The 25,533-nt window shown below is 64.4% G+C and carries 21 protein-coding genes; 8 read left to right on the forward strand and 13 right to left on the reverse strand.

Translation table 11 applies throughout. The features are described from left to right. Nucleotide 1: 1 nt before the first annotated feature. Nucleotides 2–1,636: an isocitrate lyase gene (locus tag ABIA40_RS23560; RefSeq protein WP_036013803.1), complete on the reverse strand. Its 1,635-nt coding sequence runs from the start codon at nucleotides 1,634–1,636 to the stop codon at nucleotides 2–4. A 433-nt stretch (nucleotides 1,637–2,069) separates the two neighbouring features. Here ABIA40_RS23560 and ABIA40_RS23565 point away from each other — a divergent pair, with 433 nt between their 5' ends. Next, nucleotides 2,070–3,515, forward strand: a complete 1,446-nt coding sequence (locus ABIA40_RS23565) for a short-chain fatty acyl-CoA regulator family protein (protein WP_157286402.1) — start codon at nucleotides 2,070–2,072, stop codon at nucleotides 3,513–3,515. Between the two features lie 179 nt (nucleotides 3,516–3,694). Here the strand turns inward: ABIA40_RS23565 and ABIA40_RS23570 are convergent, their stop codons facing one another. After that, on the reverse strand, nucleotides 3,695–3,988 hold the full coding sequence (locus ABIA40_RS23570; protein ID WP_036013813.1) for a hypothetical protein: 294 nt from the start codon (nucleotides 3,986–3,988) through the stop codon (nucleotides 3,695–3,697). 226 nt (nucleotides 3,989–4,214) lie between these two features. On the opposite strand from ABIA40_RS23570, the gene ABIA40_RS23575 reads away from it, so the two are divergent. Beyond that, nucleotides 4,215–5,015, forward strand: a complete 801-nt coding sequence (locus tag ABIA40_RS23575; protein ID WP_036024809.1) for a hypothetical protein — start codon at nucleotides 4,215–4,217, stop codon at nucleotides 5,013–5,015. 168 nt (nucleotides 5,016–5,183) lie between these two features. Next, nucleotides 5,184–5,531 (forward strand): hypothetical protein, encoded by a 348-nt coding sequence (locus ABIA40_RS23580; RefSeq protein WP_404543422.1) that lies wholly within the window; start codon nucleotides 5,184–5,186, stop codon nucleotides 5,529–5,531. Nucleotides 5,532–5,733: 202 nt separating this feature from the next. Here ABIA40_RS23580 and ABIA40_RS23585 read toward each other — a convergent pair whose 3' ends face one another. From ABIA40_RS23585 to htpX, 3 genes are all read right to left on the reverse strand, one after another. Beyond that, nucleotides 5,734–6,126, reverse strand: a complete 393-nt coding sequence (locus tag ABIA40_RS23585) for a DUF3551 domain-containing protein (RefSeq protein ID WP_343212577.1) — start codon at nucleotides 6,124–6,126, stop codon at nucleotides 5,734–5,736. Nucleotides 6,127–6,326: 200 nt separating this feature from the next. Further along, entirely contained in the window at nucleotides 6,327–6,968 is a 642-nt protein-coding gene (locus ABIA40_RS23590) for a tetratricopeptide repeat protein (RefSeq protein WP_157286405.1), read from the reverse strand. 135 nt (nucleotides 6,969–7,103) lie between these two features. Then, complete coding sequence (gene htpX, locus ABIA40_RS23595) at nucleotides 7,104–8,042, reverse strand: zinc metalloprotease HtpX (protein WP_157286406.1); 939 nt, start codon at nucleotides 8,040–8,042, stop codon at nucleotides 7,104–7,106. 367 nt (nucleotides 8,043–8,409) lie between these two features. Here htpX and ABIA40_RS23600 point away from each other — a divergent pair, with 367 nt between their 5' ends. After that, nucleotides 8,410–9,675, forward strand: a complete 1,266-nt coding sequence (locus ABIA40_RS23600; protein ID WP_404543424.1) for an HlyD family secretion protein — start codon at nucleotides 8,410–8,412, stop codon at nucleotides 9,673–9,675. After that, entirely contained in the window at nucleotides 9,672–11,612 is a 1,941-nt protein-coding gene (locus tag ABIA40_RS23605; RefSeq protein WP_404543426.1) for a glycosyltransferase, read from the forward strand. Before ABIA40_RS23600 ends, ABIA40_RS23605 begins: the two co-directional genes overlap by 4 nt. Before the next feature lie 39 nt (nucleotides 11,613–11,651). Here the strand turns inward: ABIA40_RS23605 and ABIA40_RS23610 are convergent, their stop codons facing one another. Beyond that, nucleotides 11,652–13,976, reverse strand: coding sequence for an AI-2E family transporter (locus ABIA40_RS23610; RefSeq protein ID WP_404543428.1), 2,325 nt, complete (start codon nucleotides 13,974–13,976; stop codon nucleotides 11,652–11,654). A gap of 280 nt (nucleotides 13,977–14,256) precedes the next feature. Between ABIA40_RS23610 and ABIA40_RS23615 the strand changes: the two genes are divergently transcribed. From ABIA40_RS23615 to ABIA40_RS23625, 3 genes are all read left to right on the forward strand, one after another. Then, nucleotides 14,257–15,558, forward strand: coding sequence for a lytic murein transglycosylase (locus tag ABIA40_RS23615; protein ID WP_404543430.1), 1,302 nt, complete (start codon nucleotides 14,257–14,259; stop codon nucleotides 15,556–15,558). A gap of 112 nt (nucleotides 15,559–15,670) precedes the next feature. Continuing rightward, nucleotides 15,671–16,174: a DUF1993 family protein gene (locus ABIA40_RS23620; protein ID WP_036013837.1), complete on the forward strand. Its 504-nt coding sequence runs from the start codon at nucleotides 15,671–15,673 to the stop codon at nucleotides 16,172–16,174. 179 nt (nucleotides 16,175–16,353) lie between these two features. Then, nucleotides 16,354–17,454, forward strand: a complete 1,101-nt coding sequence (locus ABIA40_RS23625; protein WP_404543431.1) for an alkene reductase — start codon at nucleotides 16,354–16,356, stop codon at nucleotides 17,452–17,454. A gap of 218 nt (nucleotides 17,455–17,672) precedes the next feature. On the opposite strand, the gene ABIA40_RS23630 is transcribed toward ABIA40_RS23625, so the two are convergent. The 7 genes from ABIA40_RS23630 to glpD form a co-directional block, all read right to left on the reverse strand. Next, nucleotides 17,673–19,415 carry an ABC transporter substrate-binding protein gene (locus tag ABIA40_RS23630; RefSeq protein WP_271538835.1) on the reverse strand — a complete coding sequence of 581 codons (1,743 nt, stop codon included), beginning with the start codon at nucleotides 19,413–19,415 and terminating at the stop codon, nucleotides 17,673–17,675. Nucleotides 19,416–19,545: 130 nt separating this feature from the next. Beyond that, on the reverse strand, nucleotides 19,546–19,875 hold the full coding sequence (locus ABIA40_RS23635; RefSeq protein ID WP_157286412.1) for a DUF2160 domain-containing protein: 330 nt from the start codon (nucleotides 19,873–19,875) through the stop codon (nucleotides 19,546–19,548). Between the two features lie 10 nt (nucleotides 19,876–19,885). Continuing rightward, nucleotides 19,886–20,692 (reverse strand): carbohydrate ABC transporter permease, encoded by an 807-nt coding sequence (locus ABIA40_RS23640; RefSeq protein ID WP_157286413.1) that lies wholly within the window; start codon nucleotides 20,690–20,692, stop codon nucleotides 19,886–19,888. After that, nucleotides 20,692–21,666 (reverse strand): carbohydrate ABC transporter permease, encoded by a 975-nt coding sequence (locus ABIA40_RS23645; RefSeq protein WP_157286414.1) that lies wholly within the window; start codon nucleotides 21,664–21,666, stop codon nucleotides 20,692–20,694. The genes ABIA40_RS23640 and ABIA40_RS23645 overlap by 1 nt, the downstream gene beginning before the upstream one ends. Beyond that, nucleotides 21,666–22,751 carry an ABC transporter ATP-binding protein gene (locus ABIA40_RS23650; RefSeq protein WP_404543434.1) on the reverse strand — a complete coding sequence of 362 codons (1,086 nt, stop codon included), beginning with the start codon at nucleotides 22,749–22,751 and terminating at the stop codon, nucleotides 21,666–21,668. The genes ABIA40_RS23645 and ABIA40_RS23650 overlap by 1 nt, the downstream gene beginning before the upstream one ends. Before the next feature lie 14 nt (nucleotides 22,752–22,765). Beyond that, nucleotides 22,766–23,842 (reverse strand): ABC transporter ATP-binding protein, encoded by a 1,077-nt coding sequence (locus tag ABIA40_RS23655; RefSeq protein WP_057026248.1) that lies wholly within the window; start codon nucleotides 23,840–23,842, stop codon nucleotides 22,766–22,768. Beyond that, nucleotides 23,839–25,389 carry a glycerol-3-phosphate dehydrogenase gene (gene glpD / locus ABIA40_RS23660; RefSeq protein WP_404543436.1) on the reverse strand — a complete coding sequence of 517 codons (1,551 nt, stop codon included), beginning with the start codon at nucleotides 25,387–25,389 and terminating at the stop codon, nucleotides 23,839–23,841. Before glpD ends, ABIA40_RS23655 begins: the two co-directional genes overlap by 4 nt. Nucleotides 25,390–25,533: the final 144 nt, after the last annotated feature.

The raw sequence follows: 25,533 nt of genomic DNA on the forward strand, positions 1-25,533 counted from the left end.
GTTAGCCGAACTGGTTCATCGTGTTGTGGACGCCGCCCGCCTTCAGCGCAGCTTCGCCCGCGAAGTACTCCTTGTGGTCGTCGCCGATGTCGGAGCCGGCCATGTTCTGGTGCTTCACGCAGGCGATGCCCTGACGGATCTCGGCGCGCTGGACGTTCTTGACGTAGCCCAGCATGCCCTGCTCGCCGAAATACTCGCGGGCGAGATTGTCAGTCGAGAGCGCGGCCGTGTGATAGGTCGGCAGCGTGATCAGGTGGTGGAAGATGCCGGCGCGCTTGGCCGAATCCGCCTGGAAGGTACGGATGCGCTCGTCGGCTTCCTTTGCCAGCGGCGTGTCGTCGTACTCCGCCTTCATCAGCTCGGCACGATTGTACTTGCTGACGTCCTGGCCCGCTTCCTTCATCGCGTCGTAGACCTGCCAACGGAAGTTGAGGGTCCAGTTGAACGACGGCGAGTTGTTGTAGGCGAGCTTGGCGTTCGGCACCACCTTGCGGATGCGGTCGACCATGCTGGCGATCTGCTCGATATGCGGCTTCTCGGTCTCGATCCAGAGCAGGTCGGCGCCGTTCTGCAGCGAGGTGATGCAATCGAGAACGCAGCGGTCCGCACCGGTGCCGGGGCGGAACTGGTAGAGGTTCGAGGGAAGCCGCTTCGGACGCATCAGCTTGCCGTTGCGGTTGATGATGACGTCGCCGTTCTTGGCGTTCTCCGCGGTGATTTCCTCGCAATCGAGGAAGCTGTTGTACTGGTCGCCGATGTCGCCGGGCTTGTGGCTGACGGCGATCTGCTGCGTCAGGCCGGCGCCGAGCGAGTCGGTGCGGGTCACGACGATACCGTCTTCGACGCCGAGCTCGAGGAAGGCGTGGCGGCAGGCGCGGATCTTCGCCAGGAAGACGTCATGCGGCACCGTGACCTTGCCGTCCTGGTGGCCGCACTGCTTCTCGTCGGAGACCTGGTTCTCGATCTGCAGCGCGCAGGCGCCCGCCTCGATCATCTTCTTGGCCAGCAGATAGGTCGCCTCCGCGTTGCCGAAGCCGGCATCGATGTCGGCGATGACGGGGACGACATGGGTCTGGAAGTTGTCGATCTTCTCGATCAGCTCCTTCTCACGGGTCTTGTCGCCTTCCTTGCGCGCCTTGTCGAGCAGACGGAAGATGTCGTTGAGCTCGCGCGAATCGGCCTGACGCAGGAAGGTGTAGAGCTCCTCGATCAGCGCCGGCACCGCGGTCTTCTCGTGCATGGACTGGTCGGGCAGCGGACCGAATTCGGAGCGCAGCGCCGCGATCATCCAGCCGGAGAGATAGAGGTAGGTGCGGTCGGTCTTGCCGCCGAAATGCTTCTTGACCGAGATCAGCTTCTGCTGGGCGATGAAGCCGTGCCAGCAACCCAGCGACTGGGTGTACTTGGTGGGATCCTTGTCATAGGCGGCCATGTCGGCGCGCATCACGGCCGCGGTGTAGCGGGCGATGTCGAGGCCGGTCTTGAAGCGGTTCTGCAGGCGCATGCGCGCGACGGCCTCGGCCGACACGCCGTTCCAGGTCGGCTGGGTCTCGAGGAGCGCCTGAGCCGCCTTGACCTCGTCCTGATACGAGGACGGACCCTGGAGGGTGCTGATACCGCGGGGCTGGTAGTTCATGTGCCTGATCCTTTCGCTGACGACGGCGAGGGCAACCATCGACATTCTTGACAATGCATTGCGAGATGCGTGTCAGGAGCTAAACGCGAAAAGGAAAAGTTCGTACAGATGGCTTGTTTTTTATTGGTGATGTCATGTAACATCTGAACGTGTAATAGATGTCACTTTGTAAAATCTGTAAAATAATAGGTCAATGATTCTGACCTTGATTGAGTCTGGAGATCTGAGACATGCCCGTCGAATCCGCTGTTTTCTCCCTCTCCCCGTTCTTACGGGGAGAGGGTCGGGGTGAGGGGCTCTCTCCGCGAGTCCGACTCTCACCTCCCCTGCGGAAGCTCCTCCTCACCCGCCACGCCCCGAACGATGCTTCGCATCGCTCGGTGCGTGTCGGCCTCTCCCCGCAAGCGGGGAGAGGCGAAGAAGGGAGCTGGTGATGCCCGCCGATTCCGGGAAGAAACTCTTCGTCGGCCCGCGCTTCCGGCGGATCCGGCAGCAATTGGGGCTGTCGCAGACCCAGATCGCCGAGGGGCTCGGGATCTCGCCTAGCTATGTCAACCTGATCGAGCGCAACCAGCGCCCGGTCACGGCGCAGATCCTGCTGCGGCTCGCGGAGACCTATGACCTTGACCTGCGCGACCTCGCAACCGCGGACGAGGACCGCTTCTTCGCCGAGCTGAACGAGATCTTCTCCGATCCCCTGTTCCGGCAGATCGACGTGCCCAAGCAGGAGCTGCGCGACCTCGCCGAGCTCTGCCCGGGCGTCACCCATGCGCTGCAGCGGCTCTACGCGGCCTATACCGAGGCGCGCCAGGGCGAGACGCTGGCCGCGGCGCAGATGGCCGACCGCGACGTCGGCACGCGCTATGAGGCCAATCCGGTCGAGCGCGTGCGCGAGCTGATCGAGGCCAATCGCAACTATTTTCCGGAGCTGGAGCAGGCGGCGGAAAATCTGCGCGACGAGCTGAACGAGCCCGCCGAAGGGCTGTATGCCGCGCTGATCGCGCGCTTGCGCGAGAAGCACTCGATCCAGACCCGCATCATGCCGGTCGACGTGATGCGTGAGACGCTCCGCCGATTCGACCGCCACCGCCGCCAGCTGCTGATCTCGGAGCTGGTCGATCCGCCCGGCCGCGCATTCCAGCTCGCCTTCCAGCTGGGCTTAGCAGAATGCGCGCAGGCGCTGGAGACCATCATCGGCCGGGCCGGCCCGCTGGACGATGCGCCGCGGCGGCTATTCCGGATCACGCTCGGCAATTACTTCGCGGCCGCAGTGATGATGCCCTACCCGGCGTTCCTCGCGGCCGCCGAAGCGCTGAATTACGACATCCACGTGCTGGCACAGCGCTTCAATTCCGGCTTCGAGCAGGTCTGCCACCGCCTCACCACGCTGCAGCGACCGAATGCGCGCGGCATTCCGTTCTTCCTCTTGCGCGTCGACAATGCCGGCAACGTCTCCAAGCGCTTCTCCTCCGGCACCTTCCCGTTCTCGAAATTCGGCGGCACGTGTCCGCTCTGGAACGTGCACTCGACCTTCGACACGCCGGATCGTCTGCTCAAGCAGGTGATCGAGCTGCCCGACGGCACGCGCTATTTCTCGATCGCGCAGATGGTGCGCCGCCCCGTGGCGCCGCATCCGCTGCCGCAGCCGCGCTTTGCCATCGGCCTCGGCTGCGAGATCCGCCACGCCGCCCGCCTGACCTACGCCACCGGCATGGACCTGGAGAAGGCCGAGGGCACCCCGATCGGCGTCAACTGCCGCCTCTGCGAGCGCGAGAACTGCGCCCAGCGCGCCGAGCCGCCGATCACGCGCACGTTGATCCTGGACGAGACGACGCGAAGGGTGTCGAGCTTTGCGTTCTCGAATGCAAGGGAGTTGTGAGGGAGCGGCTGCGCGTTTGGCAAAAGGAGCACGCTACACCCACCGCTGTCATGCCCCGCGAAAGCGGGGCATCCAGTACGCCGCGGCCCATCGGCTCAATCACTGCTGCCGCGGAGTACTGGATCGCCCGCCTCCGCGGGCGATGACAGTTGAATGTGTGGCGATAGCGACCCGCCCAACTACGCCAGCGTATGCACGATCACCGGTCCCGCCACGGCGCGGGCGTCGCCGGCGAGCAGCGGGCCGAGATCCTTCTCGATCCAGGCGATGGCGCGCTTGTTCGCTTCCTCGGCCTGCTCGAACTTGTCGAAGATCGAGATCGCGGTGACCGTGTCGTCGCCGCCATAGACGACGTAATAGGCGCGGAAACCGTCGACGTCGCTGATGATGGGAACGGCGCCGTCCTTGATGCGGCGCGTCAGCTCTTCCGCGCTCCCGCTTTTCGCCTTGGCCTGACGGATGGCGGCATACATGGCATCCTCCCCTTCGGCTATGATGTGAGGGCCTCGAGCCCGGGCGGATGTTACGCCGAAGCGCGCAGCCGATCCACGCTTGGTTAACCCGACCCTAATCCGCCCGCGCGATCTGCAACCAACGGTTAAGCACGCCTCAACATCGGTGCCTTAGTCTCGCCGCACTCACTTTTCGCAAACAAGGGCGGCCTAATCTGCCGGGCGAAGTGACATCAGGGGGTTCACCATGCGCATTGCGTTGCTGCTGACCGCGACCATTGTCGGCGCGCTATTCGCCAGTCCAACCATCGCCGGGTCGCTCGATGCCGGCGCGGCGCAGCCGCTTCCGCCGGGCTTCCAGAGCTACCGCGGCTACATGTTCGACATCTCCGAGAACCGCGACCGCAAGGATGTCGACAAGCTCACCGAGAACCTGAAGAGCCAGATCGACGTCGTCGAAGGCGTCGGCCTCTCCCCGCGCGTGCTGCGCTTTTTCCACACCGTTCCGATCGTCGCGAGCGAACTCGCCTGCCTCGACGAAGGCGCCGCCACCGCCTGCTACGGCCGGGTCACGCCGGACATGCAGCGCACCGCGCCCCGGACCCTGACGGTCTGGGACCCCGCCAAGCAGCGCTGGACCAATCCCAATGCCGTCGACCTCGCGGTCGATTCGGGCCTCGGCGTGATCATGCTGCGGCCGGACATGATGCGCTACGAGAAGGAGGCCGTGCTGCTGCACGAGATGCTGCACGCCTTCCACGCGCGGCTGCTGCCGGACGGCTACGCCAACAAGGGCGTGATCACCTATTACGCCCTCGCCAAGTCCAAGGACCTCTTGCCCAAGGAATCCTATGCGATGAAGAATCCCATGGAATTCTTTGCGGTGACCGCCAGCATCTTCCTGGCCGGCAAGAGCGAATTCCACGATCCAAAGTCGCGCGAGGCGCTCAAGGAGAAGATGCCGGACTATTACAAATATCTCGTCGGCGTGTTCGGCTTCGACCCCGAGCCGGCGGCCTCGAACGGCCCGGTCGCCTCGCTGAAATGAGCGGACGGCGCCAAGCCAAGCCAAGCCAAAGAGCCGCGCGAACAGCGCGGCTTTTTTGTTTCGCACGCCGGAAGCTGCGGATGACGCACAGCCGGGAATTGCCAAGCCGGGGTCCGATCTGCATAGTCCCGCCCGCATCGATACCGTTTTCGAAGGGGATGAGAGACCATGGCGGACGCCGACCTGGATGTCGTGATCCGGCAACTGGCCAGACAGCTGCATGCGGGCCTGATGACCCGCGCCAAGGAGCGGCGGGATCGCTTCAACAGCCTTGCGGCCAAGGCCAAGGGCAAGGAGACCGGCGAGCGCTTCAAGATGATGGCCAAGGCCACCATGGAGCAGGCCAATGCGGCCGCCAAGCGCCTGCAGATGTCCGCCGACAACGTCGCCGACAGCTACGCGCGGTCGATGCGCCTGGCCGCCAACACGCCTGTTACGGTGAAGGCGGAGAAGGCAAAGGACGGGAAGCCGGCGAAGAAGGCCGCAAAGAAAGCCAAAGCGAAAAAGAAGACGTAGCCGTTGCTCCTCCCTGATCGCCGCTGCGGGTTGGCGATCTGGAGGCTCGACGACCTGTCTACCCTGTCATCTCCGGCGTGATCGGATCGCCGCGTTGCGCGTTTGCGACACGCTCCCGCGCGCCCGCCGCAATCGGGCCGGCCGCGACCTCGACGATCCCAGCCCTAGGATGCGCTGCGCCAACACAGTCGAGCGACATCCCTCACATGTATTGCCTCACACTTTGGAGAAAGCGCTCTTTCTCGCCAGGCGCGTAACCTTGGGACGCTCCATAATAGGGTTCATTGAACTGATTGTAGGGTGCAGCCCGGTAGTGGATCGGCGGCCTCGGTGGCACGTAGGTCTGGCGATGCTGACGCCGAGCGTTTCCTCTCGCCGGAGGACCGGCGTAGTAGGGATTGAGGACGCACATCTGGCCGTTTGCCGACGCCCTGCATTGGTCCATCGTCGTGAAGCTGCATCGGTAGTAAGGGGTCATTCCGCGAGAAACGACGTTCAAGCAAACGGGATAAGCGGGGTCATATCTTTGGGCCCGGGCATCTCCCGCTGTCAGGGCGATACTCACGGTCAGAATCGTCAAAGCCCATTTGTACATTGGAAGCTCCTCCAGGGGCGCACGACATGGATGCACTCTGGACCCTGCCGGTATTGATCCAACTCAATACTTGTTGAATTGGTTCATACGCGCAGCAGGCAGCCGCGACAGTCTCGCTTTCCGCATCTCTCACCGATCTCGTCGCTATGCGGCAAGCCACCTGTCCTAAAGACGTGAGAGGGTGCCGCCGCGCCAGATGCTCATCTTCGCGGCGCGGCCACCAGTGTCGGCTCGGCGCTGTCGAGTTCCGCGAGCTTGGCGCGCGCGGCCTCTCGCGCGTGACCGTCCTTGCCGGCGGGCAGCGCCAGCGCGGCCTCGAAATCGGCGCGGGCGTCGTCGGTCTGGCCGCGGGCGAGGAACGCAAGGCCGCGGTCGAGACGGGCCTGCGCATCGGAGGGGTCGAGGCGGACCGCCGTGCTGTAGCTCAGGATGGCGCGGTCGAGATCGCCCATTGCGGCGAGCGCGAGACCACGCTGGTGATAAGGTGCGGCGCGCTTGGGATCGTGCGCGATCGCCTCGTCGTAATCCGCAATGGCAAGCTCGAGGTCGCCGTTCTGCCGGCGCGCCAGCGCCCGGTAGCGATAAAGCGAAGCGCGGTTGGGATTGAGGTGGATGGCCTCATCGAAATCGGCGATCGCCCGCTTGAAGTCGCCGTGACGTAGCGCGATCCGTCCACGTCCCGCATAGGCGAAGGCGATCAGCGAGCCGCGCAGCGGCGAGAAGCCGATCACGGCCGAGCAGATGTCGGGATCATCCTCGTCGCCGCAATTGACGACCATGTGCGTGGACAAGCCGACGAGCACGCAAAGGACGATCAGCAATGGTACGGCAATTCTGGTCATCTTCGACGGTGGCCGGCAGCGCGCCGGCCACGCATCCCCTTTCGAAGGAATGGTCACGCCGAGGAGTTAACACCGGTCGGGGACCCCCCTGTGTGCGCCAGATCACAAAGCCAAACGCAATCCTTGCCGGCTCCGTCAGCCCCAGGGACTACGACGTGAGGAGGAGCGGCCCCACGGCCCGCGCGGTGGATAGTTTTCGTTGGCGCCGACCGACGGCGCCGCGCGCGCGCCTAGCTCGGCCGCAAGTTGCTGGAGGGCGGCGACGCGGTTCTGCGTCGAGGGGTGGGTGGCAAACAGGTTGTCCACCCCGTGGCCGGACAGCGGATTGATGATGAACATGTGCGCGGTCGCAGGGTTTCGCTCGGCCTCGTAGTTCGGGACCTGGTGCGCGGCGCCCTCGATCTTCACCAGCGCAGAGGCCAGCCACATCGGCTGCCCCACGATGCGCGCACCGAGATTGTCGGCGGCATATTCGCGGGTCCGGCTGATCGCCATCTGCACCAGCATGGCACCGAGCGGAGCGAGGATCATCAACAGGATCGAGCCGACGATGCCCGGACCGTTGTTGTTGTCGCGATTGCCACCGAAGAACATGCCGAACTGCGCCAGCATCGAGATCGCGCCGGCGATGGTCGCGGTGATCGTCATCAGCAGCGTGTCGTGATGCTTGATATGCGCGAGCTCGTGCGCAATGACGCCGGCGAGCTCCTCGCGGCTGAGCTGGTTCATCAGACCGGTGGTGACGGCGACCGCGGCGTTTTCCGGATTGCGGCCGGTGGCGAACGCGTTGGGCTGGACCTCATCCATCACGAACACGCGCGGCATCGGCAGGCCGGCACGGCCCGCAAGCTCGGCGACGAGGCCGACCAGCTCCGGCGCGGTCGAACGATCGACCTCATGGGCGCCGTACATCGACAGCACCATGCGGTCGGAGTTCCAGTAGGTGAAGAGGTTGGTCGCGGCGGCAATGACGAGCGCGATCATGGCGCCCGAGGCGCCTCCGATCAGATAGCCGACGCCCATGAACAGGGCGGTCAGGCCAGCGAGCAGCATTGCGGTACGAAAATAGTTCATGGCCGTCTCCTAGGGCGGCCGCGGGCGAACCTCTGGCCGGCACCTTCGAGGTATGAATGCGGCCGCCGGCTGCAAGGTTCGTGCGTCGTGGAGCCGCAGACGCCAGCGGCGCCAGCCAGCCTTTCCGCCGCCACTAAAGCTTGACCGGGATTTGCGCAAAAACACACGCGGAGGCTTAGCAACCTGGAAAGCGCAATTTCCGCATAACTCGCGGTAACGGGCACGCGGCATTGGCCTTGTGCATTGACCGGGTTCCCGTTGGCCTCCCGTCAGCAAGGTGACCGCCATGGTAGACCGCTCGAGCGCCGCCTCCGTCGCCCCCTCATCCGCCCCCCCTCCCCACGACGCCAGAACTGATGCGAAGGGTTTGCAGGACTCCCTGCACGAGCACCTCTTCACCAATGACGAGTCCGACCATGCTTCCACGACGCAGAGCGGGCAAGAATCGGGGCGCCGCTGGCCGTATCTGCGGCGCGGCGCCAAGGTCGCGATCGGGCTCGCCATCGTCGCCGTTTTCGGCTGGCTGCCGCTGCGGGCGATCTGGGAAAATTCGAGCGTCGAAGCCGTGCTAAATTCCCGCCTCGTCACCTTGCGCACCCCGATCGGTGGCCGCGTCGCAGCCGCCCAGCGCGTCACTGACCAGGCCAAGCTCGAAGCCGGGACCGTCGTCCTGCGCGTCTTCAACTCGCGCGGCGATCGCACCCGGCTTGACGATCTCCGGCGGCAGAAATCGCGCCTGGAGAACGAACGGCCGAGCCTTGCGGCGAAGCTCGCTTCGGCGCAGGCGGCACAAAAGGATCTGGCGCGGCAGGCCGCGCTGTTTCGCGACGGACGCGTGCTCCAGCTCGAGGCCCGCATCGCGGAGATCCAGACCTCGATCGAGGCGGCGGCGGCGCGGCGGGACGAGGCCAGTGCCGCCGTCGAGCGCGCCTCCTCGCTGGCAAAATCGGGCAATGTCTCGACCGTCGAACTGGCACGTCTGACGCGCGAGCTCTCGGTGTCGCAACAGACCGAGCTCGGTGCGCGCAAGCGGCTGGACGCGGCCAAGGTCGAGCTCGCCGCGGCGCGGAACGGATCCTTCCTCGGCGACAGCTACAACGACCGGCCCAGCTCGGTTCAGCGCGAGGAGGAGATGCGCCAGCGTGCCGGCGACCTCGAGGCCGATCTCGCGCGCACCGATACGGAGATCGCCTGGCTCGCCAACGAGATCATCGTGGAGGAGGTCCGGTTCGCGGATCTCACCGAAGCCAACATTACGACACCCGTCGCAGGCCGCGTCTGGGAGATGATGACATCGCCGGGCGAGGACGTGCAGGCAGGCCAGCCATTGCTCAAAGTGCTCGATTGCAGCGGCGCCGTGATCACCGCCAATGTCACCGAGAGCGTCTACAACCGCCTGCAGCTCGGCGACCACGCGACGTTCGAGCCCAATGACGGCGGCGAGCCGATCTCCGGCACCGTGGTCAACCTGACCGGCGCTGCCGGCGCGCCGGCCAATCTCGCCATCAATCCGGATGCGCTGAGCAAGGAGCCCTATCGTGTGACCGTGGCCTCGCGCGATGCCGCAGCTCGCGCCTGCACGGTCGGCCGCACCGGCCGCGTGGTGTTTGCGCGGCACGAGACCGCACCGTGACGGCGGCGCTGACGCCCGGCCTGATCGCGCTCGGCGCCTTCATGGCGATCGTACCGCTGCTGAGGCGCGACAGCACGATGGCGCGCTCGTTCCTGGCCATTGTCTCGGTGACCTTGCTGCTGCGCTATCTCTATTGGCGGATCATGTCGACGCTTCCGCCGCCGCGCCTGACCGTCGATGCCGTGATCGGCTACCCCTTCATGCTGCTGGAGGCGGCCTCGCTCGTCGCGGTCGCGTTGTCGCTGCTGTTCCTGAGCCGGACGCGCGACCGCACCGGCGCAGCGAAGGTCGACGGCCGCACCACCGATCCGGGCGCGCCGCTGATCGACGTCTTCATCTGCACCTACAACGAGGAACGAGGAATTCTCGAGCGCACGATCATCGGCGCGACGGGCATTGGCTACGGCAATTACCGCGTCTGGGTGCTCGACGACGGAAGGCGGCCCTGGCTGCGGCGGCTGTCCGCCGAGCTCGGCTGCCACTATCTGACGCGGCCCGACAACCAGCACGCCAAAGCAGGCAACATCAACCACGCACTGAGGCATGTCGGGGCGCTGCCGGAGCGGCCGCAGTTCGTCGCCATTCTCGATGCGGACTTCGTGCCGCGGCCCGATTTCCTTGCGCGCACCGTCTCGCTCATGGACGATGCGTCGGTCGGCGTAGTCCAGACCCCGCAGCACTTCATCAATCCCGACCCGATCCAGACCAACCTCGCCGCGACCGACGTCTGGCCCGACGAGCAACGCTTCTTCTTCGACATCCTGCTGCCGGCCAAGGACGCCTGGGGCGTCGCGTTCTGCTGTGGCACCTCCTCCCTCATCCGCTATTCCGGACTGATGCGGATCGGTGGCTTTCCGACCGATTCGGTGACGGAGGACTATCTCGTCACGCTGCGCCTCAAGGAACGCGGACTCAATACCATCTATCTCAACGAGCGCCTGACGATCGGGCTCGCGCCGGAAGGGCTGAAGGAATACATCACCCAGCGCGCCCGCTGGTGCCTCGGCTTGATGCAGATCGTGCGCGGCCGCAGCGGGCCGCTCTCGCGGGACTCGAAGCTGCCCTTCATCGACCGCCTCTCGCTGGCCGACGCCTTCATGAGCTGGTCCGCGGTCTACACCTCGAAAGTGGCGGGCCTTGTGGTGCCCTGGCTGTTCCTGCTGTTCGGCATCCAGGCGGTGCGGGCCGATCTGAGCGAGCTGTTACGGGTCTTTCTGCCCTTCTATGTCTGGAACGGCCTCAGCATGGCCTGGCTTTCGCGCGGCCGCTCGCTCGCAATGATGACGGATGTGTCGCAACTGATTGCCGCGCCTGCCGTGCTCAAGGCGGTGGCGACCGGCCTGTTGAAGCCGAAGGGACACAAGTTCAAGGTCACCGCGAAAGGCGGCGACCGCGACCGACGCTTCGTCGAATGGCCGCTGCTGCGCATCTACGGCTGCGCACTTTTCATCACGCTCGCATCCATCGCCTATGCCTTCATCCTGCAGCAGCGCGGTGAGAACATCGCCTATGGCGGACTGGCGCTCGCCTGGAGCTTCTACAACGCGTTCATCCTCACCGTGGTCTGCTTCGTCTGCATCGAGCAGCCGCGCAAGCGCAAGGCGGAGCGCTTCAATCGCAACGAGCCGGTGCTGCTGCGCCAGGACGGCAGGTCGCATCTGGCGCGGCTCGCCGATATCTCCATCACCGGTGCGCGGCTAATCGATCTCGATCCGCCGGCGCTTGGGAGCACCATCGAGTGCCAGCTCTACGGCCGCTCGATCGCGGCCATCGTGGTGCGGCGGACCATTGATGGATTTGCCGTGCGGTTCGCGGAAGGCATGGACACGCGCGTGCATGCAATCAGGGCGTTCTATGCCGGCGAATATGTTCGGGCCTATCGGGGCGTCAGGGCGCTCCCGGTCGGTAAGGCGCTGCTGATGCGGCTGTTCGGCTAGCGCCGCGCACTGTTAGCGGCAAGGTCGGCTTCCTCTCCGCTAGGGGGCGGGATGCACCTCTCTCGAGCTATCCGACTCGACGCCTGTGGCCACTCGAGCGCTCTGGATATCGATCATCAATTGCTTCGCCATCTCCTGCAGGCGGTCACGATCCCGGTCGGTGAACTCCCGCGGCTGAGTATCAATTACACAAAGACAGCCTACAACATGACCGGATGAAGTCCGTAGCGGGACCCCCGCGTAGAAGCGAATGCCTCGCTCCAGCACATGCGGATCGTCGGCGAAGCGCGGGTCTTCGGTCACATCCTCCGAAACCAGCATATCGCCTGCAGCGATCACATGCGCGTCGAGGGAGCCCTCGTGATTGCTCGGCAGACCTGCTTGAACTTCTTGGGCGCGGGTTTCAGCGGCGGTTAGCTGAATATTATCGACCAATGTCACCAGCGCGATCGGAACGTTGAACGCTTGCGCGACCTTTCTGGACGCCTCATCCAGGTCCTGGCGTTTCGAGGCGTCCAGGCCAAGTCCGCGCAGCGCGGCGAGCTGCGCACGTTCGGCGTCGGCCGTGAGCTGGGGCGTATCGCCGAGAGCTGCCGCGCGACCGACCCATGCTTCAACCTGCTCGACGCATGCTTGGAGAGAGGCGAATGCCGCGTCGGCCGCCATCTGGGTCTTGAGCTCTCCCGTCTGTTCCGTTCCGGCGATCAAATTCCAGCAGCAGGCGGCAAGCTTCACCTGTGGAGCCCGACGGCGCAGGCGACGAAAGACATAGCGGGCGTAGACCTGCGGCTGCGGGTGAAAGTAGGACAGGCACACCACGTCGACCCCCTGGAGATCGAGTTGCTCCAATGCTCCCCGACTGACCGCGATCGGCGGCAAGACCTTGGCGCCGATGGTGCGCTCCTCGAGCACCTGCGCGAGCATCTCCGCCGCTGCATGATCGAGCTCCGTGCGTCCAGCGAGACAGAGGACGCATGGTCGCTGCGCCGAGTGATTGCCCTCTTTCACTGCAGGCGCCTTCTCGCAGATATGGTCGTCAACCTCCCGCACAACCGAGATAGCGGTATCCGCGACCAGACGACGATAGTTGGTATCAATGCTGCTGCGCTGACGATCGTTCTCCGCCAGGCGCAGCGCTGGAATTCCGACGTTATCGTACAGCTCACACGAGGAACACTCGTCGACATAATTCTCGGCGAACTCAACCGCCTCCTCCAGGTTGCCGGCCAATAGGCGCTGGTAGAGTTGCTCCTCCGGCGCGAGCACAGGGTCGCTGCCGAGAAGTATGCCCAAGAACTCTAACTGCGGGACGTAGCGCCCGATGACGACGAGGCAGACGGTCAAAGGTGTCGCCAGAAACAGCCCGACGGGTCCCCACAGCATCGTCCAGAAGATCGCGGCGATGATGATTGCGAGGGACGACAGCCCGGTGCTGGAGCCGTAAAGCCAAGGCTCTATGACATTGTTGCTGACGAGTTCAGCGGTAACGAACAAACCGACGACCCAGAACAGCATCGTCCAGCCCGGATCGACGGCGATCGCCAGGGCAACGGGAAATATCGCAGCCAGGAAAGGGCCGAGGTAGGGAATGAATCGGAGTACCGCTGCGAGCAAGCCCCAGAGAATCGCGTTCGGTACGCCAATAAAGTAGAGTGCAAGACCGATCGGCACGCCGTAAGTCAGATTGACAACGAGCTGCATCAGCAGATAGCGGCTGACCCGGGACGCAGCATCGTTGATGGCCTGAGTACTCTTCTGAAGGTCACCGGCTCCTGCCAGTTTGATGAATCGATCGCGCAGGTCTTCGCGCTCGAGCAGCACGAAGATCACGAAAATGACGACCAGCCCGGAAGTCGCAAGCGGCGCCAGCAGCGGACCTATGACGGAACGAATGAGCTCCAGCGGTCTCGGCTGTGGCGGCTCCACCCGCACGGTGATTGGCTCCCGACTCTCACCACCGGTGCCAAGCCGGGAGGACGCGGCCGGCGACTTTTTCTCATCTCCCGAGATCTCTCTGCCGAGATCCTGCATCGTCGTGGTGACGGCGTCGACGACCCCACCGCCCGGCGCCGAGCTTTGCAACGATCGGATCTTCTCGGTGATGGTGGTCTGATAATTGGGAAGGTTGCTGGCGAGCTGGACCAGTTGGCGCCCAACGACCACGGCGATCCCTGCGACGACGATGAAGGCAAAGAAAACGGCAATCAGCACTGCCGCAATGCGGGGCACTTTCCAACGTCTCAGCCAATTGACCAAGGGCGTGAGAACGAAGCTCAGCAGGATCGCAAGGGCAAAAGGAACGAAGATTTCCCGGCCGAGATAGAGGGCTCCGATGGCGAGGACGATGCCGCCGGCCGTGAGCATGGGCGAGGATGCGGCTGGCACCGCCGGTGTTCGTTGCGTCGACGCCGGAGGCAACTCGGCCATAGCACGAGCCTTTCCGTAACGGTTTCGACAGGTCAACCCCGATTTCGCTGGATTGATCCCACCGAGCCAAGCGCTTGATTTCTGGATACATGCCCCGCGCACCAAGGCGGGCGACCTATCGTCCTCCAGATCAGGTGCAGGGTGGGGATGGCCTGGGGCGGCCGCTTCCCCTAAACTCCGGTCGAATCCACGCCTGCTCCTCCCCGCCGGAACCCCCATGGTCCAGACCCGATTTCCGATCGCGGCCGTCGCGCTTGTCGCATGCACGGCCACGGCATCCGCCCAAATGCTTCCGCCGCCGGCCAAGCCCGCAGCGCCGAAAGCGACAGCCCCCTCGCCGCGCGCCGCCTCGTGCCACAATGGCGCGAGCTTCTATCGCTTCGTGACTGAGGTGAAGCAACAGGCGGTGGCCGCCGGCGTGTCGCAGCGCACGATCGCGGAGGCATCGCCCTATCTTGTCTACGACCAGGGCATCGTCAACCGCGACCGCGGCCAGCGCGTGTTCGGCCAGCTCTTCACCGAATTCGCCGGCCGCATGGCCGCGGCCTATCGCATGCAGAACGGGCAACAACACATCAAGCAATACGCCGCGGCGTTTGCGCGCGCGGAAAAGGAATACGGCGTGCCGCCCGCGGTGATCGCCGCGTTCTGGGGCCTCGAAAGCGATTTCGGCGCCAACATGGGCAATCTGCCGACGCTGAAATCGCTGGTGTCGCTGGCCTATGATTGCCGCCGTTCGGAGATGTTCGTGAACGAGACCATCGCGGCGCTGAGGATCATCGACCGCGGCGATCTGCATCCCGACGAGATGATCGGCTCCTGGGCCGGCGAACTCGGCCAGACCCAATTCCTGCCCGTGCACTACGTCAACTACGCGGTCGACTTTGACGGCGACGGACGGCGCGACCTGTTGCGCTCGCCGGCCGACGTGATCGGCTCGACCGCGAACTACATCGCAAACGGACTGAAATGGCGGCGGGGCGAGCCGTGGCTGGAGGAGATCAAGGTGCCGCCGAACCTGCCGTGGGAAAAGACCGACCTCACCGTACGCGAGCCGCGCTCGACATGGGCGCAACTCGGCGTCACCTATCCCGACGGCCGGCCCTTGCCGAACGACAATCTCGCAGCCTCCGTGCTGCTGCCGATGGGACGCTTCGGGCCGGCCTTCATGGCCTATCCGAATTTCGCCGCCTACACCGAGTGGAACAACTCGCTGATCTACGCGACCACCGCGGGCTATCTCGCCTCGCGCATCGCCGGAGCCGCGCCGATGCGCAAGCCGGCTGCGCCGGTCGCGCAATTGCCGTTGAACGAGCTCAAGGAGTTGCAGCAGCTGCTGGTGCGCGCCGGCTTCAACGTCGGCAAGGTCGACGGTGTGCTGGGGCAGCAGAGCCGCGCCGCGGTGAAGGCGACGCAGATCAAGTACGGCCTGCCGGCGGATTCCTGGCCGACCGCCGAGCTGCTTGCGCGCATGCGCGGCGGCACGGCGCAGGTCCTGCCCCAGACGACGGTGCGGTAGAATTTTCGCATCGCACAAGCGGCTTTCCGCGATTGCAATTTTCCATGAGGCTTCCATGTGAGTGGCTCAGGTTTTCTCCTGGGATTTCCCCACCATTTAAAGCGAGCATCACATGTCCTTCTACGACGCCGTCGTCCCCGCCTATTTGCAGATGCTGAACAGCGTGACCGGGCTGCTCACCAAAGCTGAGGCGCATTGCGCGGCCAGGAAGATCGATCCCAGCGTCCTGCTCGGCTCGCGCCTGTTCCCGGACATGCTGCCGCTGTCGCGGCAGATCCAGCTGGTCAGCGACTATCCGACCAGAGGCTGCGCGCGGCTGACGCATAGCGAGGTCCCCTCGACGCCCGACACCGAAACGAGCTTTGCGGAGTTGAAGCAGCGGCTGGCGAAAACGATCGACTATGTCAAGTCCTTCAAGCCCGAGCAGTTTGAGGGCGCCGACGCCAAGGACGTCACCTTTCCGATCGGCCCCGGCAAGACCATCACCATGACGGGACAGCAATTCCTGAGCTCGTTCTCGCTGCCAAACCTCTATTTCCACGCCGCAATCGCCCACGGCATCTTGCGTCACAACGGCGTCGAGATCGGCAAGCGCGATTTCCTCGGCGCGAACTGATTTATGAAATCGCACGGCCGCGACAGTGGGATTTCGCTGTCGCAGCCGACATTGCACATGAATTATGCTACGCGCGCCCTGCCGCGTAGCTCGCCTGCACTTTCCGTATGGCTCATCCCTTGCGCCCGATGTCGCGATGCACAATTGTTCGAGACCTCTCACCGCCCGGAAGCATTCCCATGAGCCGTTCGGCCAAATTGTTTGAGACCTACAAGCTCGGCCCGCTCACGCTGGCCAACCGCCTCGTCATGGCGCCGCTGACGCGCAACCGCGCCGTATCCGGCACCTTCGTGCCCGGTCCGCTCGCCGCCGAATATTACGCCCAGCGCGCGTCCGCAGGCCTGCTGATCACCGAGGCAAGCCAGGTCTCGCAACAAGGTCAGGGCTACCAGGACACGCCTGGCATCTATAGCAAGGAGCAGGTCGCCGGCTGGCGCAAGGTCACCGACAAGGTGCATGAACGCGGCGGCAAGATCTTCGTCCAGCTCTGGCATGTCGGCCGCATCTCGCACGTCGATCTGCAGGCGAATGGCGCAGCCCCGGTGGCACCGAGCGCGATCCGCGCCAAGGGCAAGACCTTCGTCAATGGCGGCTTCGCCGACGTCTCCGAGCCGCGCGCGCTCGAGCTCGCTGAAATTCCAGGGATCATCGACGACTTCAAGCGCGCCACGAAGAACGCGCTGGAAGCCGGCTTCGACGGCGTCGAGATCCACGGCGCCAACGGCTATCTGCTCGAGCAGTTCGCCAAGGACGGCGCCAACAAGCGCCTAGATGCCTATGGCGGCTCGATCGAGAACCGCGCGAAGCTGATGCTGGAGGTCTCCAAGGCCGTCGTCGCCGAGGCCGGCGCCGAGCGCACCGGCATCCGCATCTCGCCGGTGACGCCGGCCAACGACATCTCGGATTCCAATCCGCAGGCGCTGTACGATCACATCGTCGACGGCCTCAGCGCGTTGAAGCTGGTCTATCTCCACGTGGTCGAGGGCGCCACCGGCGGGCCGCGCGACATCGCGCCGTTCGACTATGCATCGTTGCGCAAGCGCTTCTCGGGCGCCTACGTCGCCAACAATGGCTACGATTTCGACCTGGCCAGCAAGGTGCTGGATGCGAACGCCGCCGACCTCATCGCCTTCGGCAAGCCGTTCATCTCCAACCCCGACCTGGTCGAGCGGCTGAAGCAGGGAGCGGCGCTGAACGATTGGGACAAGAACACCTTCTACGGCGGCGGCGCCAAGGGCTACACGGATTACCCGACGCTGGCGGCCGAGCCGGCGGAGTAGGTTCTTCTCCACACAGGACGCTGTCATGCCCCGCGAAGGCGGGGCATCCAGTAGGCCGCGGCTTCTCGGTTCAACCACGACCGTCTCTGGAATACTGGATTGCTCGCCTTCGCGGGCAATGACACCGAGGGTGTGAAAAACCCTCGCACCACAACGACAAAACAAAAAGGCCGGGATCGCTCCCGGCCTTTCGCGTTTGATGTCGCTCTAAGCGCCGCTTACTTCGCTTCCGCGCGCTTGGGCGGAGTGGCGGGCCACGACTTGATCAGAGTGTCGTAGTCCACCGTCTCGCCCTTCGGCTTCTCGTTGGCGAGCTTGCGCTGCGGCGCGATGGTGCCGTCCTTCTGAGCCTTGGCGAACCAGTACTCGGCCGACTCCTTCTTGTGCAGCTTCGGACCGCAGGCGCCCTGCACGCCGGACTTCTCCAGACGCTCCAGCACGGAGTCCTGAGCCGCCGCGAGAGCATCCATCGCCTGCTGCGGCGTCTTCGCACCGGACGACGCATCGCCGATGTTCTGCCACCACAGCTGCGCGAGCTTCGGATAGTCGGGCACGTTGTTGCCGGTCGGGGTCCACTGCACGCGCGCGGGCGAGCGGTAGAACTCGATCAGGCCGCCGAGCTTCGGCGCACGCTCGGTGAACGACTTGTCCCAGATGTCGGATTCACGGATGAAGGTGAGACCGACATGGCTCTTCTTCAAGCTCACCGACTTGGAGACGATGAACTGGAGATAGAGCCAGGCTGCCTTGCGGCGATCCGGCGGAGTCGACTTCAGCAACGTGGCGGAGCCAGCGTCCTGGTAGCCGAGCTTCATGCCTTCCTTCCAGTAGGAGCCGTGCGGCGACGGAGCCATACGCCACTTCGGCGTACCATCCGCATTCACCACCGGCAGACCCGGCTTCACCATGTCGGCAGTGAAGGCGGTGTACCAGAACATCTGCTGGGCGATGTTACCCTGCGACGGCACGGGGCCGGACTCGGAGAAGGTCATGCCCTGCGCCTGCGGCGGGGCATACTTCTTCATCCAGTCGAGATACTTCGTGATCGAGTAGACTGCGGCCGGGCCATTGGTGTCGCCGCCACGCTCCACCGAAGAACCGACCGGGCGGCAGCCCTCCATGCGGATGCCCCATTCGTCGACCGGCAGACCGTTCGGAATGCCCTTGTCACCGTTGCCTGCCATCGACAGCCAGGCGTCGGTGAAGCGCCATCCGAGCGAGGGGTCCTTCTTGCCATAGTCCATATGGCCGTAGACCTTGACGCCGTTGATCTCCTTGATGTCGTTGGTGAAGAACTCGGCGATGTCTTCATAGGCCGACCAGTTCACGGGCACGCCGAGCTCGTAGCCATACTTGGCCTTGAACTTGGCCTTGTAGTCGGCATTGGTGAACCAGTCGTAGCGGAACCAGTAGAGGTTCGCGAACTGCTGGTCGGGCAGCTGGTAGAGCTTGCCGTCCGGCCCGGTGCCGAACGACTTGCCGATGAAGTCGTTGACGTCGAGCATGGGGTTGGTGACGTCCTTGCCCTCGCCGGTCATGTAGTCGGAGAGCGCAATGGTCTGGTTGTAGCGGAAATGCGTGCCGATCAAATCGGAATCGTTGATCCAGCCGTCATAGACGTTCTTGCCCGACTGCATCTGGGTCTGCAGCTTCTCGACGACGTCACCTTCCTGGATGAGATCGTGCTTGAGCTTGATGCCGGTCAGTTCGGAGAATGCCTTGGCGAGCGTCTGCGCCTCGTATTCATGAGTCGTGATCGTCTCGGAGACGACGTTGATCTCCATGCCCTTGAACGGCTCGGCGGCCTTGGCGAACCACTCCAGCTCCTTCTTCTGGTCTTCCTTCGACAGCGTCGAAGGCGTGAATTCCGCGATCCACTTCTGGATCACGGCCTCGTCGGCGGCGCGAACCGGCGCCGAGACGGCGAACGACACCGCGATGATCGCAGCGGCGCTGGACATGGTCAGAAAACTATTCTTGGTCAATGGACCTTTCCTTCTCCTAAACTGTCGCATGTTGTTCCTCCGTTGCAGCGACAAACTTTTATACAGGCCCGGGTTGCTCCCGGATCTGGCCGTCCCTTCGCAAGCTTCAGACCGTGCGGAAAATGAGCGCGGCCGTGACCAGCGAAATTCCTGATGCGAGCCACAGGCTCGAGATTTCAAACCCCTCCTCGCCGATAGGCAGCGTAGCGATCGCGTCGGTGCCGACGAGGCCGATCCAGGCGAGGTGGATGACGGCGGCCGCGATCAGCGAGATGAACAGGCGGTCGCCGCGCGTGGTCGGAATGCGCAGCACGCCGACGCGCTCGGCCTCCGGATAGACCGCGGCGAGCCAGGTCATCAGCGCCAGCGTGCAGGCGAGCGCGGCGAAGAAGATCGCGGTCGGCAGCGTCCAGGCCATCCATGCGATTGACTCCATGGTTGCCTCCTTACACGCGGCCGAGCGCGAAGCCGCGCGCGATGTAGTTGCGGACGAACCAGATCACCAGCGCGCCCGGAATGATGGTGAGCACGCCGGCGGCGGCGAGCAGGCCCCAGTCCATGCCGGCGGCCGAGACCGTGCGCGTCATGATCGCGGCAATGGGCTTTGCGTGCACCGAGGTCAGCGTGCGCGCCAGCAGCAGCTCGACCCAGGAGAACATGAAGCAGAAGAAGGCGGCGACGCCGATGCCGCTCGCGATCAGCGGCACCAGGATCTTGATGAAGAAGCGCGGGAAGGAATAGCCGTCGAGGAAGGCGGTCTCGTCGATCTCGCGCGGCACGCCGGAGACGAAGCCTTCGAGGATCCACACCGCCAGCGGCACGTTGAAGATGCAGTGCGCGAGCGCGACGGCCCAGGGGGTGTCGAACAGGCCGATCGCCGAATAGAGGTTGAAGAACGGCAGTGCATAGACCGCCGCCGGCGCCATGCGGTTCGACAACAGCCAGAAGAACAGATGCTTGTCGCCGAGGAAACGGTAGCGCGAGAAGGCGTAAGCCGCCGGCAGCGCCACGGCGATCGAGATGATGGTGTTGAGGACGACGTACTCCAGCGAATTGATGTAGCCCGAATACCAGCTCTCGTCGGTGAAGATTCGCTTGTAGTGCTGCAGCGTCGGATTGTGCGGCCAAAGCGTCATCGTCGAGACGATCTCGCTGTTGGTCTTGAAGCTCATGTTGACGAGCCAGTAGATCGGCAGCAGCAGGAAGATCAGGAACAGCCCCATGATGAGGCGGCGGCCGGGGATCGAATGCATCAGGCCACTCCTTCCCTTGGCTCGAGTGCGGGCACGGGCTTGAGCGCGGGCGAAGGCTTGGGCTCCACCGCCGGCTCGCTCGAAGCCTGGACTTTGCGTTCGACACCGGCATTGGTCATGACGGTGTAGAAGATCCAGCAGACAATCAGGATGATGAGATTGTAGACCAGCGACAGGGCGGCGGCCTTGCCGAGGTCAAATTGGCCGAGCGCGATCTTGACGAGCTCGATCGACACGAAGGTGGTGGAATTGCCGGGTCCGCCGCCGGTGACGACGAACGGCTCGGTGTAGATCATGAAGCTGTCCATGAAGCGCAGCAGCACCGCGATCAACAGCACGCGGTTCATCTTCGGCAGCTGGATCGCCTTGAACACGGCCCAGCGCGAGGCGCCGTCGATCTGCGCGGCCTGGTAATAGGCTTCGGGAATCGACTTCAGGCCGGCATAGCACAGCAGCGCGACGAGGCTGGTCCAGTGCCAGACGTCCATCACGATGACCGTGAACCAGGCATCGACGTCGTTGGAGACGTAGTTGTAGTCGAAGCCCATGGCGTTGAGGACGTAGCCGAGCAGCCCGATGTCGGGACGCCCGAAGATCTGCCAGATGGTGCCGACCACGTTCCAGGGGATCAGCAGCGGCAGCGCAAGAATGACGAGGCAGGCTGCGACCGTCCAGCCCTCGCGCGGCATCGACAACGCGACGACGATGCCGAGCGGCACCTCGATGGCGAGGATGACGAGCGAGAAGAACAGGTTGCGGCCGAGCGAGGCGAGGAAGCGGCCGCCGAGGTCGGTGGAGGGATCGAGCAGCTCCTTGAACCAGCCGACGCCGTTCCAGAAGAACTGGTTGTTGCCGAAGGTGTCCTGCATCGAATAGTTCACCACCGTCATCAGCGGCAGCACCGCCGAGAAGGCGACGACCAGGAACACCGGCAGCACCAGGAACCAGGCTTTTTGGTTGACGGTCTTGTCCATCAGGCGGCTCCCTCCACCAGAAGGCTGTCGGCATAGACGTGGACGTGCGACGGATCGAATTTCAGCCCGGCGGTACCGCCCGCGCTGGTGAAGCCGCCAGGGGCGCGCGCCGCGAGCTTGGCGTCGCCGACGCGCACGCGCGCGAAGCGGATGCGGCCGAGATCGTCGATGCGCTCGATCCTGGCAGTGAGCAGGCTAGGTGCGGGCGCGACCACCTCGACGAATTCGGGACGGACGCCGATCTCGATCTTCGCCCCTGCAGGCAGGTTGTCGTAGCTGCGATTCAGCGCGATGACGTGGCCGTCGATCCTGGCCTCACGCCCCCTCACCTCGGCCGGCAGGATGTTCATGCCGGGCGAACCGATGAAATAGCCGACGAAAGTATGCGCCGGCTTGTCGAACAGCTCGGCCGGCGTGCCGCTCTGCACCACGCGGCCGTCATGCATGACGACCACGGTGTCGGCGAAGGTCAGCGCCTCGGTCTGGTCATGGGTGACGTAGATCATCGTGAGGTCGAGCTCGCGATGCAGCGCCTTCAGCTTGGAGCGGAGCTGCCATTTCAGCTCGGGGTCGATCACGGTCAGCGGCTCGTCGAACAGCACGGCGGCAACGTCGTTGCGCACGAGGCCGCGGCCGAGCGAGATCTTCTGCTTGGCGTCGGCGGTCAGGCGCGTGGCCTTGCGGTTCAGATAGGGCTCGAGATCGAGCAGGCGACCGATCTCGGCGACGCGCCTGTCAATGTCGGCCTTCGGCACGCCGCGGTTCTTCAGCGGAAACGCCAGGTTCTGCCCCACCGTCATGGTGTCGTAGATCACCGGAAACTGGAACACCTGCGCGATGTTGCGCTTCTGGGTTGACAGCGGCGTGATGTCCTTGCCGTCGAACAGGATCTTCCCTCGCGACGGCGTGATGATGCCGGAGATGACGTTCAGAAGCGTGGTCTTGCCGCAGCCGCTAGGGCCAAGCAGCGCATAGGCGCCGCCCTGCCGCCAGGTCATAGTGACAGGTTTGAGCGCAAAGCTCTCCTGCGGCGCATCGTTGCCGCCGTAGGAATGGGCGAGATCGACGAGGTCAATGCGGGCCATGGCGCATCTCCCTCCTAAGAGCCCGGTGCCGCGACCAGACGGTCGGCGGCATCGAAGACGAAGACATCATTGGGATCGAGCACGGCATCGAGCATCTGGCCCGGCTCGAACTCGTGCACGCCGTGCAGCACCGCCACCCAATTCGATCCGTCGCGGGTCAGATGCACGAAGCTCTCCGAACCCGTGATCTCGGTCACCGTGACAGTGGCGTGGAAGGCGTGACGGTCGGCCTCGCCATTGGCAAGCCCGAGCTGATGGGCACGAAAGCCGACGCGATAGAAGCCGTCGGGCAGACCGGCATAAAGCCCGGAGGCGGGCGCTGCACTCCCGCCCGCATATTGGACCATGCCGTTCCCCTTCTCGAGGCCCACAAGATTCAGCGGCGGATCCGAAAACACCTGCGCAACGCGCAAGGTCTGCGGCCGGCGATAGACATTGGTGGTCTCACCCATCTGCAGCGCCTGGCCCTCCCACATGCACACCGTGTTGCCGCCGAGCAGCAGCGCCTCGGTCGGCTCGGTTGTGGCATAGACGAAGATCGCGCCGGAGGCCTCGAAGATGCGCGGCAGCTCCGCCCGCAGCTCCTCGCGCAGCTTGTAGTCGAGATTGGCGAGCGGCTCGTCGAGCAGCACGAGGTCGGCGCCCTTGACCAGCGCGCGTGCGATCGCGGTGCGCTGCTGCTGGCCGCCGGAGAGCTGGAGCGGCGTGCGCTTCAGGAATGGCTCGAGCCGCAGCAGCTTTGCGGCCTCGGCGACGCGCGCCTCGATCTCGTCGCGCGGCTTGCCCTGCACGCGCAGGGGCGAAGCGATGTTCTCGTACACCGTGAGCGAGGGGTAGTTGATGAACTGCTGGTACACCATCGCGACCGAGCGCTGGCGCACGTCGGCGCCGGTGACGTCCTTGCCGTTGACGAACACCTTGCCCGTGGTCGGCTTGTCGAGGCCGGCGAGCAACCGCATGATCGAGGTCTTGCCTGACAGCGTCGGCCCGAGCAGCACGTTGAGCGTACCGCTTTCGAGCGTCAGCGAGACGTCACGGATGTGCGGCACGCCTTCCACGGTCCGGGTCACGTGATCGAGTGTCACGGTCATGAGCGTCCTCCCGCTTCCAGCAGGGGACTTTGCGCCACGGCATGGCTCCTGATCCAGTCGTCGAGGGTCGCGATCTCGTCGGCAGATAGTCGCAGGCCGAGCTTGGAACGGCGCCAGACCACGTCCTCGGCGGTGACGGCCCATTCATTGGCCATGAGATAGCGGACCTCGCGTTCGGTCAGCGTGGCGCCAAAGGCCTGGCCGAGATCCGCAGCCGATTTTGCATCGCCGAGCAGCTTGATCGCACGGGTGCCATAGGCGCGCGCCAGGCGCCGCGCATGCTCATGGCTGAGGAAGGGATAGCCGCGTTGCAGCTCGGCGATCAGGCCGTCGATGTCGGATACGTTCATGTCACCGCCCGGCAGCGGCCATTTGCCGGTCCAGCCCTCGCGCGCTTTCGCACTGCGCAAGTAAGGCGCAAGGCGCTCCAGGGCCTCTTCGGCGAGCCTGCGATAGGTCGTGATCTTGCCGCCATAGATCGACAGCAGCGGCACGCCGCCGGGCGTGTCGAGCTCGAACACGTAGTCGCGCGTCGCGGCCTTGGCCTCGCTGGCGCCGTCGTCATAGAGCGGACGCACGCCGGAATAGGTCCAGACCACGTCGGCGGGCGCGACGGGCTTGGCCAGATATTCGCTGGCCGCCTTGCAGAGATACTCGATCTCTTCAGTCGTCGCCTTCACCTTGGCAGGATCGCCGTCATAGTCGCGGTCGGTGGTGCCGATCAGCGTGAAGTCATCCTGGTACGGGATCACGAAGATGATGCGGCCATCGGCATTCTGGAACATGTAGGCGCGGTCGTGGTCGTAGAGCTTCTTCACGACGATGTGCGAGCCCTGCACCAGGCGCACCTTGGCTTTCGCATTCACGCCGGCGCCGCGGCCGAGCACGTCCTCGACCCAGGGCCCGCCGGCATTGATCAGCGCCTTGGCCTGGATCTGCGAGCGCGCGCCGGTCAGCGTATCGACCATGCTGAGGGTCCAGACGCCGTCCGACTGGCGAATCTCGGTGGCGCGGGTGCGGGTGCGGATCTCGGCGCCCTTGTCGGCTGCATCGCGCGCATTGAGCACGACGAGGCGGGCGTCGTCGACGAAGCAGTCCGAATATTCGAAGGCGCGGCTGTAGCGGTTCGGGATCAGCGGCTTGCCGACCTCATCGCGCTTGAGATCGACCGAGCGGGTCGCCGGCAACAGGTGGCGGCCGCCGATGTGATCATAGAGGAAGAGGCCTAGGCGCAGCAGCCAGGCTGGGCGCAGGCCGGCGTGATGCGGCAGAACGAAGCGCAGGGGCCGGATGATGTGGGGCGCGATGCCCCAGAGGATCTCGCGCTCGATCAGCGCCTCGCGGACCAGCCGAAACTCGTAATATTCGAGATAGCGCAGGCCGCCATGCACGAGCTTGGTTGACCAGGACGATGTCCCGCTCGCCAAATCGTTCATTTCGCACAGGAAAACGGTATTGCCGCGGCCCACCGCGTCACGCGCGATGCCGCAGCCGTTAACACCGCCTCCGATGATGGCGAGATCGAAAATACGCTCCAACTGACGCATCCCCCGGCGACCGCCCGTTCCGTCGAGCGGCTACTTTCGCTTTTGATTAGATCACACCGAAAAACGAAAGCAAGATGAAAGAGAGGCGAAAGGAAGCGAAAGAGGAACTTTTTGGTGGGCAAGGAGGCGGCGAGATCGGCAGGT

This window comes from Bradyrhizobium sp. USDA 223, from assembly GCF_044909005.1.
Lineage (GTDB): Bacteria > Pseudomonadota > Alphaproteobacteria > Rhizobiales > Xanthobacteraceae > Bradyrhizobium > Bradyrhizobium yuanmingense.

What these genes read in the sequence shown, in the direction of transcription:
- ABIA40_RS23655 (WP_057026248.1), bottom strand. Translation starts at nt 23,842, where the DNA reads ATGACCGTGACACTCGATCACGTGACCCGGACCGTGGAAGGCGTGCCG.
- glpD (WP_404543436.1), bottom strand. Translation starts at nt 25,389, where the DNA reads ATGCGTCAGTTGGAGCGTATTTTCGATCTCGCCATCATCGGAGGCGGT.
- ABIA40_RS23620 (WP_036013837.1), top strand. Translation starts at nt 15,671, where the DNA reads ATGTCCTTCTACGACGCCGTCGTCCCCGCCTATTTGCAGATGCTGAAC.
- ABIA40_RS23590 (WP_157286405.1), bottom strand. Translation starts at nt 6,968, where the DNA reads ATGACCAGAATTGCCGTACCATTGCTGATCGTCCTTTGCGTGCTCGTC.
- ABIA40_RS23615 (WP_404543430.1), top strand. Translation starts at nt 14,257, where the DNA reads ATGGTCCAGACCCGATTTCCGATCGCGGCCGTCGCGCTTGTCGCATGC.
- htpX (WP_157286406.1), bottom strand. Translation starts at nt 8,042, where the DNA reads ATGAACTATTTTCGTACCGCAATGCTGCTCGCTGGCCTGACCGCCCTG.
- ABIA40_RS23630 (WP_271538835.1), bottom strand. Translation starts at nt 19,415, where the DNA reads ATGTCCAGCGCCGCTGCGATCATCGCGGTGTCGTTCGCCGTCTCGGCG.
- ABIA40_RS23650 (WP_404543434.1), bottom strand. Translation starts at nt 22,751, where the DNA reads ATGGCCCGCATTGACCTCGTCGATCTCGCCCATTCCTACGGCGGCAAC.
- ABIA40_RS23580 (WP_404543422.1), top strand. Translation starts at nt 5,184, where the DNA reads ATGGCGGACGCCGACCTGGATGTCGTGATCCGGCAACTGGCCAGACAG.
- ABIA40_RS23565 (WP_157286402.1), top strand. Translation starts at nt 2,070, where the DNA reads ATGCCCGCCGATTCCGGGAAGAAACTCTTCGTCGGCCCGCGCTTCCGG.
- ABIA40_RS23610 (WP_404543428.1), bottom strand. Translation starts at nt 13,976, where the DNA reads ATGCTCACGGCCGGCGGCATCGTCCTCGCCATCGGAGCCCTCTATCTC.
- ABIA40_RS23625 (WP_404543431.1), top strand. Translation starts at nt 16,354, where the DNA reads ATGAGCCGTTCGGCCAAATTGTTTGAGACCTACAAGCTCGGCCCGCTC.
- ABIA40_RS23645 (WP_157286414.1), bottom strand. Translation starts at nt 21,666, where the DNA reads ATGGACAAGACCGTCAACCAAAAAGCCTGGTTCCTGGTGCTGCCGGTG.
- ABIA40_RS23575 (WP_036024809.1), top strand. Translation starts at nt 4,215, where the DNA reads ATGCGCATTGCGTTGCTGCTGACCGCGACCATTGTCGGCGCGCTATTC.
- ABIA40_RS23560 (WP_036013803.1), bottom strand. Translation starts at nt 1,636, where the DNA reads ATGAACTACCAGCCCCGCGGTATCAGCACCCTCCAGGGTCCGTCCTCG.
- ABIA40_RS23570 (WP_036013813.1), bottom strand. Translation starts at nt 3,988, where the DNA reads ATGTATGCCGCCATCCGTCAGGCCAAGGCGAAAAGCGGGAGCGCGGAA.
- ABIA40_RS23635 (WP_157286412.1), bottom strand. Translation starts at nt 19,875, where the DNA reads ATGGAGTCAATCGCATGGATGGCCTGGACGCTGCCGACCGCGATCTTC.
- ABIA40_RS23640 (WP_157286413.1), bottom strand. Translation starts at nt 20,692, where the DNA reads ATGCATTCGATCCCCGGCCGCCGCCTCATCATGGGGCTGTTCCTGATC.
- ABIA40_RS23585 (WP_343212577.1), bottom strand. Translation starts at nt 6,126, where the DNA reads ATGTACAAATGGGCTTTGACGATTCTGACCGTGAGTATCGCCCTGACA.